Origin of the sequence: [Muricauda] lutisoli (nom. illeg.), from assembly GCF_017313105.1 — a bacterium.
GTDB classification, from domain to species: domain Bacteria; phylum Bacteroidota; class Bacteroidia; order Flavobacteriales; family Flavobacteriaceae; genus Flagellimonas; species Flagellimonas lutisoli.
This window is the reverse complement of record NZ_JAFLND010000002.1, coordinates 114,791-131,489: the sequence shown is the minus strand read 5'-3', so window position 1 is coordinate 131,489 and position 16,699 is coordinate 114,791. Positions and strand designations below refer to the sequence as shown.

Annotated in this window: 13 protein-coding genes; 5 read left to right on the top strand and 8 right to left on the bottom strand. The window is 43.0% G+C overall.

Annotation, left to right across the window (positions count from 1 at the left end; all coding sequences use genetic code 11):
- The first annotated feature begins 17 nt into the window (after positions 1-17).
- The 4 genes from J0X13_RS07915 to J0X13_RS07900 all read left to right on the top strand — a co-directional run bounded on the left by J0X13_RS07915 (position 18) and on the right by J0X13_RS07900 (position 5,590).
- On the top strand, positions 18-569 hold the full coding sequence (locus tag J0X13_RS07915) for a helix-turn-helix transcriptional regulator (protein ID WP_207070922.1): 552 nt from the start codon (positions 18-20) through the stop codon (positions 567-569).
- Between the two features lie 67 nt (positions 570-636).
- Positions 637-3,138 carry a heavy metal translocating P-type ATPase gene (locus tag J0X13_RS07910; RefSeq protein ID WP_207070921.1) on the top strand — a complete coding sequence of 834 codons (2,502 nt, stop codon included), beginning with the start codon at positions 637-639 and terminating at the stop codon, positions 3,136-3,138.
- Positions 3,139-3,144: 6 nt separating this feature from the next.
- Entirely contained in the window at positions 3,145-3,852 is a 708-nt protein-coding gene (locus J0X13_RS07905; RefSeq protein ID WP_207070920.1) for a hypothetical protein, read from the top strand.
- Between the two features lie 4 nt (positions 3,853-3,856).
- Positions 3,857-5,590, top strand: coding sequence for an efflux RND transporter periplasmic adaptor subunit (locus tag J0X13_RS07900; protein WP_207070919.1), 1,734 nt, complete (start codon positions 3,857-3,859; stop codon positions 5,588-5,590).
- A 285-nt stretch (positions 5,591-5,875) separates the two neighbouring features.
- On the opposite strand, the gene groL is transcribed toward J0X13_RS07900, so the two are convergent.
- The 7 genes from groL to miaB form a co-directional block, all read right to left on the bottom strand.
- Positions 5,876-7,510, bottom strand: a complete 1,635-nt coding sequence (gene groL, locus J0X13_RS07895; RefSeq protein ID WP_207070918.1) for a chaperonin GroEL — start codon at positions 7,508-7,510, stop codon at positions 5,876-5,878.
- Positions 7,511-7,609: 99 nt separating this feature from the next.
- Entirely contained in the window at positions 7,610-7,888 is a 279-nt protein-coding gene (locus tag J0X13_RS07890) for a co-chaperone GroES (RefSeq protein ID WP_207030091.1), read from the bottom strand.
- Between the two features lie 146 nt (positions 7,889-8,034).
- Positions 8,035-8,397: a preprotein translocase subunit SecG gene (gene secG, locus J0X13_RS07885; RefSeq protein ID WP_207030090.1), complete on the bottom strand. Its 363-nt coding sequence runs from the start codon at positions 8,395-8,397 to the stop codon at positions 8,035-8,037.
- Complete coding sequence (locus tag J0X13_RS07880; protein WP_207070917.1) at positions 8,394-9,290, bottom strand: DUF8458 domain-containing protein; 897 nt, start codon at positions 9,288-9,290, stop codon at positions 8,394-8,396. The genes secG and J0X13_RS07880 overlap by 4 nt, the downstream gene beginning before the upstream one ends.
- A gap of 7 nt (positions 9,291-9,297) precedes the next feature.
- On the bottom strand, positions 9,298-9,816 hold the full coding sequence (locus tag J0X13_RS07875) for an LptE family protein (RefSeq protein WP_207071439.1): 519 nt from the start codon (positions 9,814-9,816) through the stop codon (positions 9,298-9,300).
- Between the two features lie 31 nt (positions 9,817-9,847).
- Positions 9,848-11,128, bottom strand: coding sequence for a sigma-54 interaction domain-containing protein (locus J0X13_RS07870; protein ID WP_207070916.1), 1,281 nt, complete (start codon positions 11,126-11,128; stop codon positions 9,848-9,850).
- Positions 11,129-11,131: 3 nt separating this feature from the next.
- A complete protein-coding gene (miaB, locus tag J0X13_RS07865) occupies positions 11,132-12,577 on the bottom strand; it encodes a tRNA (N6-isopentenyl adenosine(37)-C2)-methylthiotransferase MiaB (RefSeq protein ID WP_207071438.1) in 1,446 nt (481 codons plus the stop codon).
- Positions 12,578-12,726: 149 nt separating this feature from the next.
- On the opposite strand from miaB, the gene J0X13_RS07860 reads away from it, so the two are divergent.
- Entirely contained in the window at positions 12,727-13,455 is a 729-nt protein-coding gene (locus tag J0X13_RS07860; protein ID WP_207070915.1) for a hypothetical protein, read from the top strand.
- 59 nt (positions 13,456-13,514) lie between these two features.
- On the opposite strand, the gene J0X13_RS07855 is transcribed toward J0X13_RS07860, so the two are convergent.
- A complete protein-coding gene (locus J0X13_RS07855) occupies positions 13,515-16,652 on the bottom strand; it encodes a WD40/YVTN/BNR-like repeat-containing protein (RefSeq protein ID WP_207070914.1) in 3,138 nt (1,045 codons plus the stop codon).
- Positions 16,653-16,699 lie beyond the last annotated feature (47 nt).

Here is a 16,699-nt window from a genome sequence, read left to right as displayed (position 1 = left end):
TAAGAATTGTACCGGCGATGCGCATCAAAGTAAAAAATATGGTTTGCGACAGGTGTAAAGGTGTTTTGAAACAAGAGTTTCGGAATGCTGGCATTGAGGTGGTACATATGGACTTGGGAGAAGTCCAATTTTCTGATGGGGCCCAAGAACAAATCGAGCGTATTCGGGAGATTTTGGTCAAAAATGGTTTTGAATTGATCGAGGATGTAAATGATAGTTATATAACTGATATTAAAAAACACTTGATCAATGCTTTGACCGATGATTTGCGCCAGAATCTCTCGACATACCTATCAGGAAAAATAAACAAAGATTATTCGGCACTCAGTAAGATGTTCAGTGCTAAAGAAGGACTTACCATCGAAAAGTATTTCATCCTTTTAAAAATTGAAAGGGTAAAAGAAGAAATCCAGATGGATAACAAAACATTTTCGGAAATCGCTTACGATTTGAATTATAAAAGCAGCAGCCATTTGGCCAAACAATTTAAATCGATAACGGGAATGTCCATGAGCGAATATCGAAAAGTACAAGATTGGAATCGGAAGCCTTTGGATGAAATTGTATAAAGGACATCCAGAATTGTAAAAAGCTTCCAACTGGTTTTCAGCTAGTTTTGAGTAAAAAATAAACAAGATGAAACATACCTATCACATACACGGAATGAGCTGTAATGGCTGTAGAAATCATGTAGAGGAAACGCTTTCCAAAGTGGAAGGGGTCAATGCTGTCGAGGTAAGCCTGGAAAAAGCCGAGGCCGTGATCCAAATGGAGGAACATATTCCTATCAAAAGGTTTGAAGAAGCTCTGGAAAGTGATGGGGGCGGATACACTATTCATGAGAACGGAGGACACCATCATAAACCGAAGAAGAAAGAGAAAAAGCCCGTTTCCAACGGGAACGGCACCTTTTATTGCCCTATGCAATGCGAGGGGGATAAAACATATGACAAGCCTGGCGACTGTCCGGTTTGTGGAATGGATTTGATAGAGGAACAAAATACCGCTGCAAGCTCCAAACAGCAATGGACATGCCCCATGCACCCGGAAGTTGTGGAGGATGGCCCAGGTTCATGCCCTATTTGTGGAATGGATTTGGTGCCCAAAGAACCAGAAGCCAGTGCGGAGGAAAAAACATATAAAAAACTGCTCAAGAAATTTTGGTTGGCGGTAGCTTTTACGTTGCCCATCTTTCTTATTGCCATGAGCGATATGTTGACCAACAATCCATTGCATGATGTAATGGCTCCAAAATATTGGAATTGGGTGCAGTTTGGGTTATCGATCCCTGTGGTTTTTTATGCTACTTGGATGTTTTTTGAAAGAGCTTACCGAAGCATCAAAACATGGAATTTGAACATGTTTACATTGATTGGTATTGGAGCCGGGGTTGCATTTGTGTTCAGTGTGTTGGGATTATTGTTTCCAGGATTCTTCCCTGATCAATTTAAAGGTGAATCCGGGGCGGTACATGTCTATTTTGAGGCGGCGACCGTAATCCTGACCTTGGTGCTTTTGGGACAATTGCTGGAAGCAAGGGCGCACAGCAAAACCAATAATGCCGTAAAGGAATTGTTGAAATTGGCTCCCAATAAAGCTATTAAGGTGGTAGATGGTGAAGAAGTAGAGATAAGTATTGATGATATTGAAAAGAATGATATCCTCCGTGTAAAACCTGGGGAAAAAATCCCTGTGGATGGAGTCATTACCGAGGGAGAAACCTCCGTGGATGAATCCATGATTACGGGAGAGCCCATTCCTGTTGAAAAAGGGGTTGAAGATACAGTAAGTAGCGGTACCATTAATGGGAATCAAACATTTTTGATGAAGGCCGAAAAAGTAGGTAGCGATACCCTGCTCTCGCAAATCATCACTATGGTAAACGAAGCCAGTCGAAGCCGAGCACCTATTCAGAATTTGGCGGATAAGGTATCGGCCTATTTTGTGCCAACGGTGGTCATCGTTTCCATCTTGACCTTTGCTGTTTGGGCCATTTGGGGTCCTCAGCCAACCTATGTTTACGCCTTGATCAATGCCATCGCGGTTCTGATCATAGCCTGTCCCTGTGCACTTGGTTTGGCGACACCCATGTCCGTGATGGTAGGGGTTGGAAAAGGTGCCCAAAATGGTGTGCTGATCAAAAACGCGGAAGCTCTGGAGAAAATGGCCGATGTGGATACCTTGATCATTGATAAAACAGGTACTATTACCGAAGGTAAGCCCACTTTTGACCATTTGGAAACCTTTTCTGATGAGTATTCAAAAGAAGATTTACTGCAATACCTGGTATCGGTAAATGCCAATAGCGAACATCCCTTGGCTCAGGCCACTGTAAAGTATGGTAAGGAAAAAAATATTCAAATCCTAAAAACAGAGGCTTTCAATGCCGTTACAGGTATGGGTGTTGAAGGCAAGGTCAAGGATTCTAAAATTCTCTTGGGGAACATCAAGTTGATGGAAAGGGCCAAAGTGGAGGTTTCCGATCAGATGAAGGAAAAGGTGAACAAGGCGCAAAAAGAGGGAAAAACGGTTTCTTACCTGGCCATTGATGGCAACTGTCATGGTTTTGTGGCCATTGGAGATAAAATCAAGGAGACCAGTGGTAAGGCGATCAAAGCGATACAGGATAAAGGTATCGCGGTAATCATGCTCACGGGAGATAATTCGACCACGGCACGAGCTGTTGCCAGCGAACTGCATCTGGACGATTTTAAAGCGGAGACCCTGCCTGAGGACAAAATGAAAGAGGTAGAGCGCTTGCAAGGTGAAGGCAAAGTAGTTGCCATGGCAGGGGATGGAATAAACGATGCTCCCGCATTGGCCAAAAGCGACCTGGGTATTGCCATGGGAACTGGAACCGATGTGGCCATTGAAAGCGCCATGATCACTTTGGTAAAAGGAGACCTTCATGGAATTGTAAAAGCACGTAACCTCAGTGAGGCCGTCATGAAAAACATAAAACAAAACCTATTTTTTGCATTGATATACAATACCATCGGTGTTCCAGTTGCAGCTGGAGTGCTTTATCCCTTCTTTGGGATTTTGCTCTCACCTATGATCGCTGCCTTGGCCATGAGCTTTAGCTCGGTATCGGTAATAGCCAATGCATTAAGATTACGAACTAAATCAATCGACTAAAAAAACATGGTAAAACGGACAACAGCGGTTAAAATTAGAAAGGCCCATAGGTATTTGGGAATATTTTTGGGCATACAATTCATCATGTGGACAGCCAGTGGATTATATTTTAGCTGGACCGATATTGATGAGATCCATGGAGATCATTTTAGAAACATGGATCATGAACCCGCTGCTTTTGATGGGCTTATCGGGTTTTCCCAAATTAATTTGCCCGTTAAGATCAGTTCGTTGAGCTTAAAGGAAATTGCGGGGAAGCCTTATTACTGGATCAACAACGAATATTTGGTGGATGCCAAAACAGGAGGCCATAAAGAGGGGATTTCCGAAGAAGAGGCATTGGCCGTGGCAGAGCGAGAAATGTCACCTGAATTAAAGGTAAAGGGAGTAGAGGTTATTGATGAGACCGATAAGCATCACGAGTATCGGGAAAGGAAATTGCCCGCCTATGTGATCACCTACGATTCTCCTGAAAATATCAAGGCCTACGTATCGGTCGCCGATGGTTCGTTTCAAACCGTAAGGCACCGTGACTGGCGGTGGTTCGATTTTCTTTGGATGACCCATACAATGGATTATGAAAGTAGGGATGATTTTAATACCACCGTGCTCCGGGCCTTTTCGCTTTTGGGGCTGATCACCGTGTTGAGCGGATTTTTACTTTGGTTTACCTCGTCGCCAACGGTGAGGAAAGTTGTTAAACGAAAAAAATAGCGTTATGAAAAAGGAAAACATCATATACATTGGAATTGCCGTAGTGGTCGGATTATTGATCGGTTATCTCATATTTGGGGGCAGCTCCAATGCCACCAATGAAACAGAGCATGATCACAGCGCAGAAATAGCTTCGGGCGAAATGTGGACCTGTTCCATGCACCCACAGATCATGCAACCAGAGCCAGGCTCTTGCCCAATTTGTGGAATGGACCTGATTCCAGCGGATAGTGCAGAGGAAGGACTCATGGCCAATCAAATTAAAATGTCCGAGAATGCCATGGTGTTGGCAGGGGTAGAGACAGTTCAGGTAGGTGCTGCTGCTGGCGGTGAAGAAAGTATCAAGCTTTCTGGTAAAGTTACGGTCAATCAGAAATCGGATGCGGTACAATCAGCCTATTTTGATGGTAGAATAGAAAACATTTTTGTCAATTTTGAAGGAGAAGAGGTCAAAAAAGGTCAAAAGTTGGCCACTATTTATGCACCATCCTTGGTTTCTGCACAACAAGAATTGCTAACGGCAGCCAATTTAAGGCAGTCCCAGCCCCAATTGTACAAAGCAGTCCGCAACAAATTAAAATTGTGGAAGTTGACCGATGCCCAGATCGACCAAATCGAGAGTTCGGGAAAGGTACAGGAAAACTTTCCAATATACGCTAATGTCGGAGGGGTGGTTTCCGAGATTATGGTGGAGGAAGGCGATTATATAAAAACCGGTTCACCATTGGTGAAAGTTGCCAATTTAAATTCCGTTTGGGCCATTTTTGATGCTTATGAAAACCAATTAAGCTTGTTTAACGAAGGGCAGATGCTGAACGTAACGACAACATCGTATCCCAATGAAACATTTTCAGCACAGGTTTCCTTTGTTGCTCCTACACTGAATAAGGATACAAGAACTTTGGAGGTGCGTGCAGAGCTTGACAATAAAAAAGGTTTGCTTAAACCTGGCATGTTCGTGCAAGCGGAAGTTGAGGTTTCAAATGCTCAGGATGAATCGTTGACCATTCCCGAAAGTGCTGTTTTATGGACTGGAAAACGCTCCTTGGTCTATGTGCAACCAGATGCCAACAACTCCATTTTTGAAATGCGTGAAGTGCAGCTTGGTAACTTAAGAAATGGAAGTTATGTGGTCAATTCCGGGTTGAAATCTGGAGATTTAGTAGTTGCGAAAGGTACTTTTACGGTAGATGCGGCAGCCCAATTGCAAGGAAAGAAATCCATGATGAACCAAGAGGGAGAAGAAATGCAAATGGGTCATGAAGGTCATTCAAGCATGGGCGGTACCATGAAAATGGAGTTCTCTCAAGAAGTACAGGACGAGTTTGCTGATTTGTTGGAAGTATATTTGGACTTGAAGGATGCTTTGGTGACATCAAATCGGGAGCAAACGCAAACATTGGCAAAAAAAGGAGCTGGAATGGCTTCAGAAATAATTGATATGCAAATGGATGATATGGGAAAGACCCATATGTCCAAATTAGCGGAACAACTCACGGATATGGCTTCAAAAGAGGATCTGGATGGCCAACGCGATGGATTTGTTCTCCTTTCCCAGAATATGATTCAAATAGGGCAACAAATGCAAAGTTTGAATACAAAACTTTATGTGCAGCACTGCCCTATGGCAAATAATGATAAGGGGGCCAATTGGCTCAGCCTCGAAGAAGAAATACGAAATCCGTATTATGGAGATGCCATGCTCACCTGTGGAAGTGTGGTCGGTACTATTGATTGATTTTTATTTTAGTTAATATTTAGCCAAATAAAATCTACGGATTCAAATCTGAAATACATTTACTTCAGTTTTTAAATTGTTGACTGATGAAACAAGCAAAGTCAAACGGAAAGTCATCTCCTGCAAAAGCTGTAAAGCCTGTTGCCAAGAAGACTGCCCAAGCTACTGGAAAGAAGAAGTAACTTGGACATCGGTTCTCTGAGCGGAACCATGCAACTGATAAGAAAAGAAAACGCCCCGATTTGCATCGGGGCGTTCCTATTTAAATCCGAATAAGATTTTTTATTACATCATGCCTGGCATTCCACCGCCACCTCCCATTGGAGGCATAGCTGGGGCATCTTCCTTGATATCGGTCAATGCACACTCTGTGGTCAAGATCATTCCTGATACAGAAGCAGCGTTTTCCAAAGCAATACGGGTCACTTTTTTAGGATCGATGATTCCAGTTTTAAGCATGTCCACATATTGATCGGACTTGGCATCGTAACCGAAGTCTTTTTTACCTTCAAGTACTTTGGCAATCACTACGGAACCTTCGCCACCTGCATTCTCTACGATAGTACGCAAAGGAGCTTCAATGGCTTTGGCCACGATTTGTACACCTGTAGTTTCATCCAATGAGTCGGTTGCCAATTTCTCAAGAACTTTTTTGGCTCTTACCAAGGCAACACCTCCACCTGCAACAATACCTTCTTCAACAGCAGCACGGGTTGCGTGCAAGGCATCATCCACACGGTCTTTCTTCTCTTTCATTTCCACTTCGGAAGCAGCACCTACGTAGAGTACGGCAACACCACCGGCCAATTTGGCCAAACGTTCCTGAAGTTTTTCTTTATCGTAATCAGATGTTGTGGTCTCGATTTGAGCTTTGATCTGGCTTACTCTAGCTTTAATGTCATCTGCATTTCCGTTACCGTTGACAATGGTAGTATTATCCTTGTCAATTGTCACGGTCTCAGCAGTACCCAACATATCCAAAGAAGCATTTTCCAATGAGAATCCTCTTTCTTCGGAGATTACGGTACCACCTGTAAGGATTGCGATGTCTTCCAACATGGCTTTTCTTCTATCGCCAAAACCTGGAGCTTTTACAGCGGCAATCTTAAGGCCACCTCTCAATTTGTTCACTACCAATGTGGCAAGGGCTTGTCCTTCCACGTCTTCGGCAATGATCAAAAGAGGTCTTCCTGATTGTGCTACTGGCTCAAGGATAGGAAGGATTTCCTGTAGATTGGAGATTTTCTTGTCAAAAAGAAGAATGTAAGGGTTCTCCAAATCAGCGATCATTTTATCGGTGTCGGTCACGAAGTAAGGAGAAAGGTACCCTCTGTCAAATTGCATACCTTCAACCACGTCAACGTAAGTATCCGTACCTTTTGCTTCTTCTACGGTGATAACCCCCTCTTTTCCAACTTTATCAAATGCTTTTGCGATAAGATCGCCAATGGTTTGATCGTTGTTCGCGGATATGGAAGCTACTTGCTTGATTTTGTCAGAGTCGTTACCAACTTCCTTGGTCTGTTTTTCCAAGTCTGCCACCAAAGCTTCTACGGCTTTGTCGATTCCGCGTTTCAAATCCATGGGATTTGCCCCTGCGGCAACGTTTTTAAGACCTTCTTTTACGATGGCTTGGGCCAAAACAGTTGCGGTAGTGGTACCGTCACCTGCTTGGTCGTTGGTTTTTGAAGCAACTTCCTTCACCATTTGTGCACCCATATCTTCAAGGGCGTCTTCCAATTCAATTTCTTTTGCAACAGATACACCATCTTTGGTTACTTGTGGTGCTCCAAAGGACTTGCTGATGATTACGTTTCTACCTTTTGGGCCCAAGGTTACCTTAACGGCCTCGGCCAATTTATCAACGCCTCTTTTCAGACCGTCACGTGCATCTATATCAAACTTAATATCTTTTGCCATTTTGTTTTCTCGTTTTGTCATTCCTGCGGAGGCAGGAATCTTTTGGTTATACTTTTAAGTTTTTGATGGATTCCCGCTTTTGCGGGAATGACATATTGGTTACACTATTGCCAAAATATCGCTTTCGCGCATCATCAAATAGTCGGTACCATCGAATTTAAGTTCGGTACCGGCATATTTTCCATAAAGAACGGTATCACCAACTTTTACGGTGATTTTTTCGTCCTTGGTTCCAGGTCCAACGGCCACAACAGTTCCCTTTTGTGGTTTTTCTTTTGCGTTGTCCGGAATGATGATACCGGAGGCAGTTTTGGTCTCGGCCTGTAGCGGCTCGATCAAAACCCTGTCTGCCAATGGTTTGATATTTACTTTAGCCATATTTTTAATTTTTAGGTGTTTGTTTTAAAAATTCTTGAATCTAAGAGACAGAAATTGTGCCAATGGACAAAAACTGACATTCTGGAAAACAAAAATGCCAGCTTGTCATTTCAAGCTGGCATTTTTCTATGCTTTGTCACTTTTTATTATCCAATAGTATCTACTGGACTTGTAGTGTCGGCTGGTGGAAGTTGTTCCGGTACTTCCTCTGGAACCGTTTCAGGTACTTCTGTATCGTCACCTTGAAGTAGTTTGGAATCTGCTTGGCTATAGTTTCCTTTTAGGGAAACATTGGAAAGCAATATCAAAACAATCAAAAGGGTTGCAAGGGTCCAAGTACTCTTGTCCAAAAAGTCCCCCGTCTTCTTTACGCCACCAACAACTTGGTTTCCACTTCCCCCGAAGGATGAGGATAAACCACCTCCTTTTGGATTTTGGACCATAATGACCAAGACCAACAAAAGGCACACGATAATTATCAGTACCAAAAAAATTGTAAACGTGCTCATTTCTTATCTTTTTCTTTCTGCAGCTTCTTCACCGCCTGAATTTGGTCTGCAAAGAAACCACTTTTTTCTGGATATTTCAAACTCAATATTTTAAACGCTTGAATGGCTTTTTTATACTTTTTCTGCTCCAAATAAACCTTGGCCAAAGTCTCGGTCATCAACTCGTTTTTGTCGATTTTGGTAGACTCTTTTATATTGACTTTTGGGTTGGTTTCCTTTGGAACTATCTTGGGGTTGTTCTCGATGAACTTGTCCAAAAGTTCGAATTTTTTCTTCCGCTCCAGCTCCTCTAAGGCTTCCGATTCTTGGTTGTTCTCGGGTTCTTCGTTATGGGAGGTCAATTGGAGCCATTCGGTAAAGGAATGCTTTTCCTTTTTGGTGAACGGAAGCGGCTTGCCAAGGTTTAGATCGGTTTCCGATTCTTTTATGTCTTCCGTTTCTTTCTCTGTTTCCTTTTCCGGTGTTCGCGATTCGAAAAGTTCTGGATTGAGAATTTGTTCGGCATCGTTTAAATTCTGAGGTAGTGCAGGTTCGTTGGATTCCGAAAGCATACTTGCTGCATTCGGGTTCGGCTGAATTTCTTCGGAAACGGCTTCTTGGTCTTCCAGTTTAGATCCCCTGCCTGCAATGGTATCCGCAATATTGTTCTGGATAAATTCTTTTGAGGTAATGTAATCAAAAAGAACGTCCCTATCCGCCGTGTGGGCAGCGGTTATCTTTAAAGCACTGTTGTACTTATAGCTGTCCAGATTTTTAAGTCCTTTTAAATGCAGGGCACGAGCGGCCTGAAAATAGGGGTATTCCTCAATAATGCCTTCCAATTCCCTGGTTTGATTGGGAGATAGGATGGTATTTGAGTTTTGAAGAATATGTATGAAATCTGAAACGTTCATAATACTACTACCAATTTCCCAGAGAAGCATTGAAAATGTCCTGGGTGAGTCGTTCAAATATTTCCTCGTGTGCGGCGGCCTGAATGGATGGCAACGACGCTGCCGCATCAAAATCATAAAAGAAAGAAAACCGTTTTTCAAAATCTGCATCTTCCTTTGTGGTATTGTAAAACCGAACATTCACGCTCATGGTAAGTCGGTTTTGAGCAGTACGCTGATCGGCCGTTGCCGTCATGGGTACTACTTTGTATTCCACTATTTCTCCTTCATAGATCAAATCACCGTTACTTCCTGTAAGGGATAAACTGGTAAGGTTGTTGATCATATCCTGCAACGCCAAGGTGAAATCCCTTCCCAATCCTGGAACAATGGTGGATCCTGGAGTTTGGTCCGCATAATTCTGGAAAAAGTTGACCTGGAAACTCTCGGCGGTCCCAATATCCGCACCAGAAAAGTTATAGGCCCCACAACTTTGTAGGAACAGCACGAGTCCGAGCAATCCAATCTTTATTCCGCTTTTTTTCATCATTGTTTTCAATTCAAACTTTTGATTTTGATCAAAGATCGTACTGCTTTATTTTTCTGTAGAGCGTTCTTTCCGAAATGCCGAGTTCGGCGGCGGCCGCTTTTCGTTTTCCCTTGTTGCGCTCCAACGATTTTTTGATCAACTCGATTTCCTTTTCTTGTAAAGATAGGGTTTCTTCCTCTTCAATTTCCTCTGCGAAATGATACCTGTCTTCCGGAGGTTGTTGTGATGGTGTAGGCGCTGATGCTTCTACGACAGGTTCCGGGAGATGCAGTAACTCAGCAGGGGTTTCCTCATGCTCTATATCTTCCTCTTGTTGTTGGTTTCCGTAGATTTTACGGATCAAACCTTCATTTTCGCGTTGGACTTTATTGGAGTCGTTGTCCTTTAAAAGTTCCAAGGTCAATTTTTTAAGGTCGTTCAAGTCGCCTTTCATATCAAAAAGAACCTTGTATAAAATTTCCCGTTCGTTGCTGAAGTCGCCTTCTTTCCTAGATTGCTCAATCACAGCAGGTAGATTGGAGCTGCTTGCATCCGGTAAATAACTGCTCAGGGTTGCAGCCGAAATACTTCTATTTTCTTCCAACACCGAAATTTGTTCCGCTATGTTTCGGAGCTGTCTAATATTCCCTGGCCAACGGTATTTTAAAAGTAAATTGACCGCATCATCCTCTAAACGGATAGTGGGCATCTTATATTTCTGTCCAAAATCCGAAGCGAATTTTCTGAACAATAGGTGAATGTCTTCCCTTCTATCTCTAAGAGGGGGTAAATGGATCTCTACCGTACTCAACCGATAGTACAGATCTTCCCTGAACTTTTCCTTTTTGATGGCCTCAAACATGTTGATGTTGGTTGCGGCCACAATCCTCACATCTGTTTTTTGTACCTGTGAAGACCCTACTTTAAGGAACTCCCCATTTTCCAATACACGCAGCAATCGAACTTGAGTGGTCAATGGAAGTTCACCTACCTCATCCAAGAAAATGGTACCACCATCCGCTACTTCGAAATAGCCGCTGCGGGTTTGGGTGGCTCCTGTAAAGGCTCCTTTTTCGTGTCCGAACAGCTCACTATCAATGGTTCCCTCGGGGATGGCCCCGCAGTTTACCGCAATGTATTTGGCATGCTTTCGGTGGGAGAGTGAGTGTATGATCTTAGGAATGGATTCCTTGCCCACACCACTTTCACCCGTTACCAATACCGAAATATCGGTGGGTGCTACTTGTATGGCTTTTTCTATGGCGCGATTGAGCTTTACATCGTTTCCAATGAGCTCGAACCGTTGTTTTATGGATTGAACACTCTCCATATATTAATTGTTCTTTGAATATTCAATGGCTTCTCCAATAAGAGTGGCCGAGGTGCATTCGTTGATTTTTACGTTCACAAAATCGCCCACTTTGTAATTTTCCTTTGGAAAAACCACAACAGTATTCTGCGAATTTCGGCCCATCCAGTGGGCATCTGATTTTTTGGAAGTTCCCTCGATTAGGACTTCTTCGATTTTCCCCAAATGCTGTTGGGTGCGATAATGGCTATGCTCTTGCTGTAGCTCAATGATTTCAGTAAGACGTCTTTTCTTGATGGCTTCAGGAATGTCGTCCTCCATTTTGCGCTCGGCCAATGTTCCGGGTCTTTCGGAATAGGCGAACATAAAACCGAAATCATATTTCACGTATTCCATCAAACTTAAGGTGTCCTGATGGTCTTCTTCCGTTTCCGTGGGGAATCCTGTTATCATATCCTGACTGATGGCACAATCGGGAATTATTTTTTTGATGTTATCGATTAACTCAAAATATTCCTCGCGCGTATGCAAGCGGTTCATCGCTTTTAAAATCCGATTGCTCCCGCTTTGCACGGGAAGGTGGATATATTTGCAAATGTTTTGGTATTTGGCCATGGCCTCGATTACATCCAAAGTCATGTCTTGAGGGTTGGATGTGGAAAAACGGATACGCATCTTTGGTTGTGCCTGTGCCACAAGCTCCAATAGTCCGGCAAAGTTCACCGAAGTGGCTTTTTGCATATCTGTGGCCTTGTCAAAATCCTTCTTCAACCCACCGCCATACCAAAGGTAGCTGTCCACATTTTGACCCAAAAGGGTGATTTCCTTGAATCCTTTTTCCCAAAGGTCGTTCACTTCTTCCAAAATGGATCGTGGGTCACGGCTTCGTTCTCTTCCTCTGGTAAAAGGGACTACGCAGAAAGTGCACATGTTGTCGCATCCACGTGTAATGGACACAAAAGCGGAAACTCCGTTGGTGTTCAATCGGACCGGTGCAACATCACCATAGGTCTCATCCTTGGAGAGGATAACATTAACGGCATTTCTACCTTCATCGATTTCTTGGATAAGATTGGGCAGGTCTTTGTAGGCGTCTGGTCCTACTACCATGTCCACGATTTTTTCCTCTTCCAAGAACTTGCTCTTCAGGCGTTCGGCCATACAGCCCAAAACTCCAACTTTCATATCGGGCTTGGTTCTTTTTACCGCATTGAACTTTTCCAAACGCTTGCGAACGGTTTGTTCGGCCTTTTCCCGAATGGAACAGGTATTTACCAAAACCAAATCGGCATCTTCCAGGTTTTGGGTGGTATTGAAACCTTCCTTGGCCAAAATGGATGCTACAATTTCGCTATCGGAAAAATTCATTTGGCAGCCATAACTTTCTATGTACAGTTTTCTGCCGTTGTTTTCCTTATTTTCTAGCGACAAGGTACTTCCCTGTTGGCTTTCGTCTATTATTTTTTCCACGCTCTTTTCCTCTATCATAAATGTTTCAATGGGATGCAAAGATAGTGCTTATTACATTTTAGTGACAATATGGCAGTATTTTTTAATAATATATTGCGATATCCCCTGTTAGTGTTACCTTCAAGCTTAAAACATAACCAATTTGAAAGATGAATTTCACCAATATTTCGGATAGAATCAACCAAAGTCCACCAGTAGAGTTCGGAACTGTGTTCAATAATTCCGTGGAGCTTTTTAAAAAAGTATGGTTACAGGGATTTATTACGCTTGTATTGACTTTTGTAAGCATTTTGCCTTTTTACCTGTTGATTTACTTGCCCATGATAGCCATGGGCATAAGCGACCCCAATACGTTTGACCAACACGAGTTGCCGCCTGCTTTTGCAGGTATAATGAGCTTGATTGCGCCCATATCTTCTATTGGTGTTATGACCATTGGAATTTGTTTGAACGCAGCTTTTTTAAGGATTTGCAGAAAATATGATCTTAATGAATCCGGAAAAGACGATTACTTCTATTTTTTTACCAAAGCATATTTGATCAAGGCATTGATTCTTTCGTTGATAATGATAGGACTATCATTGTTGGGGCTACTGGCATGTGGTCTTGGAATTATCTATTTGATGGTTCCCATGTCCCTGTTTCCGGCATTTTTTGCCTTTGATAAGGAACTCTCGGCCTTGGAAATTGTTAAAGCGGGTTTTGCTTTGGGCAATAAAAACTGGTTAATGATATTTTTGTTGGTATTGGTTGCAGGATTGGTATCACAACTGGGTGTCATCCTATGTTTGATAGGAGTTTTGTTCACGGCCATGTTCAGTAAAATCCCAATATATTTTATTTACAAGGATGCCGTGGGCATTTCCATGGATGTATGATTTTGATAAAACAAAAAGCGCCCTTTTTGGAGGGCGCTTTTTAAAAAATGGATATTTTATTATGGAGTGGAAATCAATTTGATTTGGTTTTGTTCCACCTTTTGGTTGATCAAGGTGGCTTGCTTTTCCACTAAAGTATTAAGATCATTGATTTCTTTGTCCAATTCTTTGGTGATCTCTACAAAAAACTCCTGGGCTTGTTGGGTAGGTTTTTGGTCACCACGTTGCGAGTCGACCATCAAAAATGCCATTCTGTTATTGATTCGAATACCATAGTTCAAAGGATCTTGTCTGCTTTGGTTTTTGGTCATGTGGATGTTGTTTTCGATAACGGAAAGTTGTTCTTCAAAATCCTTGGCCATTTTTTGGATTTCAGGATTGTCCTTTGTTTTCTCCTTTAAATAGGCCAAATCCTTTTTAATGTTCCTAATGTTGATGATGGCATTGTTGGCACGGGATACTTGGTCGCGTACTTTCATGACAAAGTCAAACTGATCCTGAAAATCTTTTTGGGTTAGGGAAATCCTTGGGTCTTTTACAATGGTGAACATTTGCTCCATGGAGTTTCCGTTCACCGTAAGTCTTGCTTTATAATTACCAGGCACGGCCTTAGGACCAATGTTCGGTGATGAGTAAAACACCATTCCTTCGAATTCTTGGTAGCCAGGATACCTCATGTTCCAGATAAATCGGTTTCCTCCTTCGGTTACTTCCAATTTTTGTGTTGAGGTAGGGTCCAATCTATCGGGTTTTGCATGATTGGAAAAGGTTTGGATCACGCTGCCATCCGTTTCCAAAATTTCCATGGTGACGGTATCGGTTTCCTTTAAAGTTTTCAGGTAATAGTTGATGATGGCCCCATTAGGATGGTTTTCACCAACCAATTTGGTGTTGGGTTCTTGCCAAGATCGGTCTTGGTGCATTCTATAGGCCATATCCGGTTTGTACAGATAAAAATCACTGTTGGCCACTTCTTCGGATAGTTGATGGAGCGGAGTTAGATCGTCTATCATCCAAAAACTTCTTCCATGGGTGGCTACGATCAAATCATTGTCCCTTACATGAAGGTCACGGATTGCGGTAATGGGTAAGTTCAACTGGAAGGGAGTCCAATGCTCCCCATCATCAAAAGAAATATACATGCCCCATTCTGTTCCTGCATACAATAAGCCTTCACGAACCTTATCGGAACGGATAACACGTGTGTAATAATTTTCTTTGATGCCATCTGTGATCAATTTCCATGTTTTTCCGTAATCCTCCGTTTTGTACAAATAGGGAGTGTAATCACCGAACTTATAGGAAGTGGCGGCAACGTATACCGTTCCTGGTTCAAATGGACTAGCATCAATTGAGTTGATCATGTTCAGTTTTGGTGACATTGAAGCTGGTGGTGTTACATTTTCCCATGTTGTGCCATTGTCGCGGGTTACATGGATCAATCCATCATCGCTACCGGTCCAAATCACTCCTTTTTCCAAGCTGGATTCCGTGATGACAAAAACATTGGAATAGAATTCTGCCCCGGTGTTGTCCTGCGTAATGGGCCCGCCCGATGATTCTATGGTCTCAGGGATACCTCTTGCCAATTCTGGGGAAATGGTTTTCCAGGATTGTCCTCCATCGGTAGTGGCATGCAAATAGTTGGATCCTGCAAAAAGCACGTTGGAGTCGTGCCTGCTAAACGTCAATGGATAGTTCCAATTAAAACGGTATTTCATTACCTCTGCTCCAGAACCTGCGGGATTGTCGGGCCAGATGTTGGTTGAAATGGTCTGCCCTGTGGTATGGTCCAAACGGTTCATATAACCTTTGTAAGTTCCTCCGTATACCAGTTGGTTGTTTTTAGGGTCTGGCGCCAAGTGCGCACTTTCTCCCCCTGCGGTAGGTTCCCAATCATCTTGAGTGATGGCAGAACCTGAAGAACGGTGAGAGATTCGAAGTGCTGTGTTGTCTTGCTGCGCTCCATAAATTCTATATGGGAAAATGCTATCTGTTGCAACTCGGTAAAACTGTGCAGTAGGTTGGTTATAATAGGTGGTCCAGTTATTTCCTCCGTCATTGGAGATTTGTGCTCCACCATCATCGGCAATGATCATTCTTTGATTGTTGTTCGGATCTATCCAAAGATCGTGGTGATCACCATGTGGGGCATTCTTTAATGTAAAGGTATTTCCACCATCTGTGGAAACGCCATAGCTTACGTTCATAACCCAGACCTTGTCTATATTTTGGGTGTCGGCATATATTCTGCTGTAGTACCAAGCCCTTTGTCTTAGTCCTCGGTTTTCATTCACTTTTTTCCAGGTTTCTCCTGCATCATCAGAACGGAAAACACCACCATTTTCAGCTTCGATAATAGCGAATACCCTATCGGAGTCCAAAGGAGATACGGTAATGCCGACTATTCCCCATGGAAAGCCAGGTAATCCAGAATGTTCCGATATGTCGGTCCATGTATCACCTCCGTCGGTGCTTTTGAACATTTTGCTGTCAGGTCCTCCGCTATCCATACGGTACCCGTTACGTTTCATCTGCCACGTAGCAGCATAAAGAATTCTGCTATTGTTGGGGTCCATAATCAAGTCGCCTGCACCTGCCTTATCACTTATATAAAGAATCTTTTCCCAATTTTTTCCTCCATCAGTGGAACGGAAAACACCACGGGTCTCATTGGGTTTCCAGAGGTTTCCAATGGCAGCAACGTAAACAATGTCCGGATTTTTTGGATGGATACGAATACGCGCGATGTGTTCGGAATCTTTCAATCCGATGAATTCCCAGGTCTCACCGGCATCCATACTTTTCCATAGTCCTTTGCCCGAGGAAACGTTTCCTCGAAGTGTTTGTTCTCCTTCGCCTACATAAATAATGTTTGGGTCGGATTCGGCAACGGCAACGGCCCCTATGGAACCACCAAAGTAACCATCGGAAATACATTCCCATGAATTACCGGCATCCGTGGTTTTCCAGACGCCACCACCAGCTGTACCCATATAATAGAGGTTAGGGTCGTTGGCAACACCGGTCACAGTTCCGGCTCGACCACCCCTATGTGGCCCCACCATACGATATTCCATGCCGTTGTAAAGGGACTCCTTAAATTGTGGTGAATTGTTTTTGTTCTTTTTGCGTTGAGCGTTCGAGGGATAGAAACATAGCAAGGCAAGGGCTATGATCAAAAAGCGGTTGGTCATTTTAGTTGGGTTATTGAGTTAGACTTCTAAAAATAACAATTATTTTA

Bases quoted from the DNA above. Each gene is read 5' to 3' on its own strand.
- J0X13_RS07915 (WP_207070922.1), top strand. From the start codon at position 18: ATGCGCATCAAAGTAAAAAATATGGTTTGCGACAGGTGTAAAGGTGTT.
- J0X13_RS07910 (WP_207070921.1), top strand. From the start codon at position 637: ATGAAACATACCTATCACATACACGGAATGAGCTGTAATGGCTGTAGA.
- J0X13_RS07905 (WP_207070920.1), top strand. From the start codon at position 3,145: ATGGTAAAACGGACAACAGCGGTTAAAATTAGAAAGGCCCATAGGTAT.
- J0X13_RS07900 (WP_207070919.1), top strand. From the start codon at position 3,857: ATGAAAAAGGAAAACATCATATACATTGGAATTGCCGTAGTGGTCGGA.
- groL (WP_207070918.1), bottom strand. From the start codon at position 7,510: ATGGCAAAAGATATTAAGTTTGATATAGATGCACGTGACGGTCTGAAA.
- J0X13_RS07890 (WP_207030091.1), bottom strand. From the start codon at position 7,888: ATGGCTAAAGTAAATATCAAACCATTGGCAGACAGGGTTTTGATCGAG.
- secG (WP_207030090.1), bottom strand. From the start codon at position 8,397: ATGAGCACGTTTACAATTTTTTTGGTACTGATAATTATCGTGTGCCTT.
- J0X13_RS07880 (WP_207070917.1), bottom strand. From the start codon at position 9,290: ATGAACGTTTCAGATTTCATACATATTCTTCAAAACTCAAATACCATC.
- J0X13_RS07875 (WP_207071439.1), bottom strand. From the start codon at position 9,816: ATGAAAAAAAGCGGAATAAAGATTGGATTGCTCGGACTCGTGCTGTTC.
- J0X13_RS07870 (WP_207070916.1), bottom strand. From the start codon at position 11,128: ATGGAGAGTGTTCAATCCATAAAACAACGGTTCGAGCTCATTGGAAAC.
- J0X13_RS07860 (WP_207070915.1), top strand. From the start codon at position 12,727: ATGAATTTCACCAATATTTCGGATAGAATCAACCAAAGTCCACCAGTA.
- J0X13_RS07855 (WP_207070914.1), bottom strand. From the start codon at position 16,652: ATGACCAACCGCTTTTTGATCATAGCCCTTGCCTTGCTATGTTTCTAT.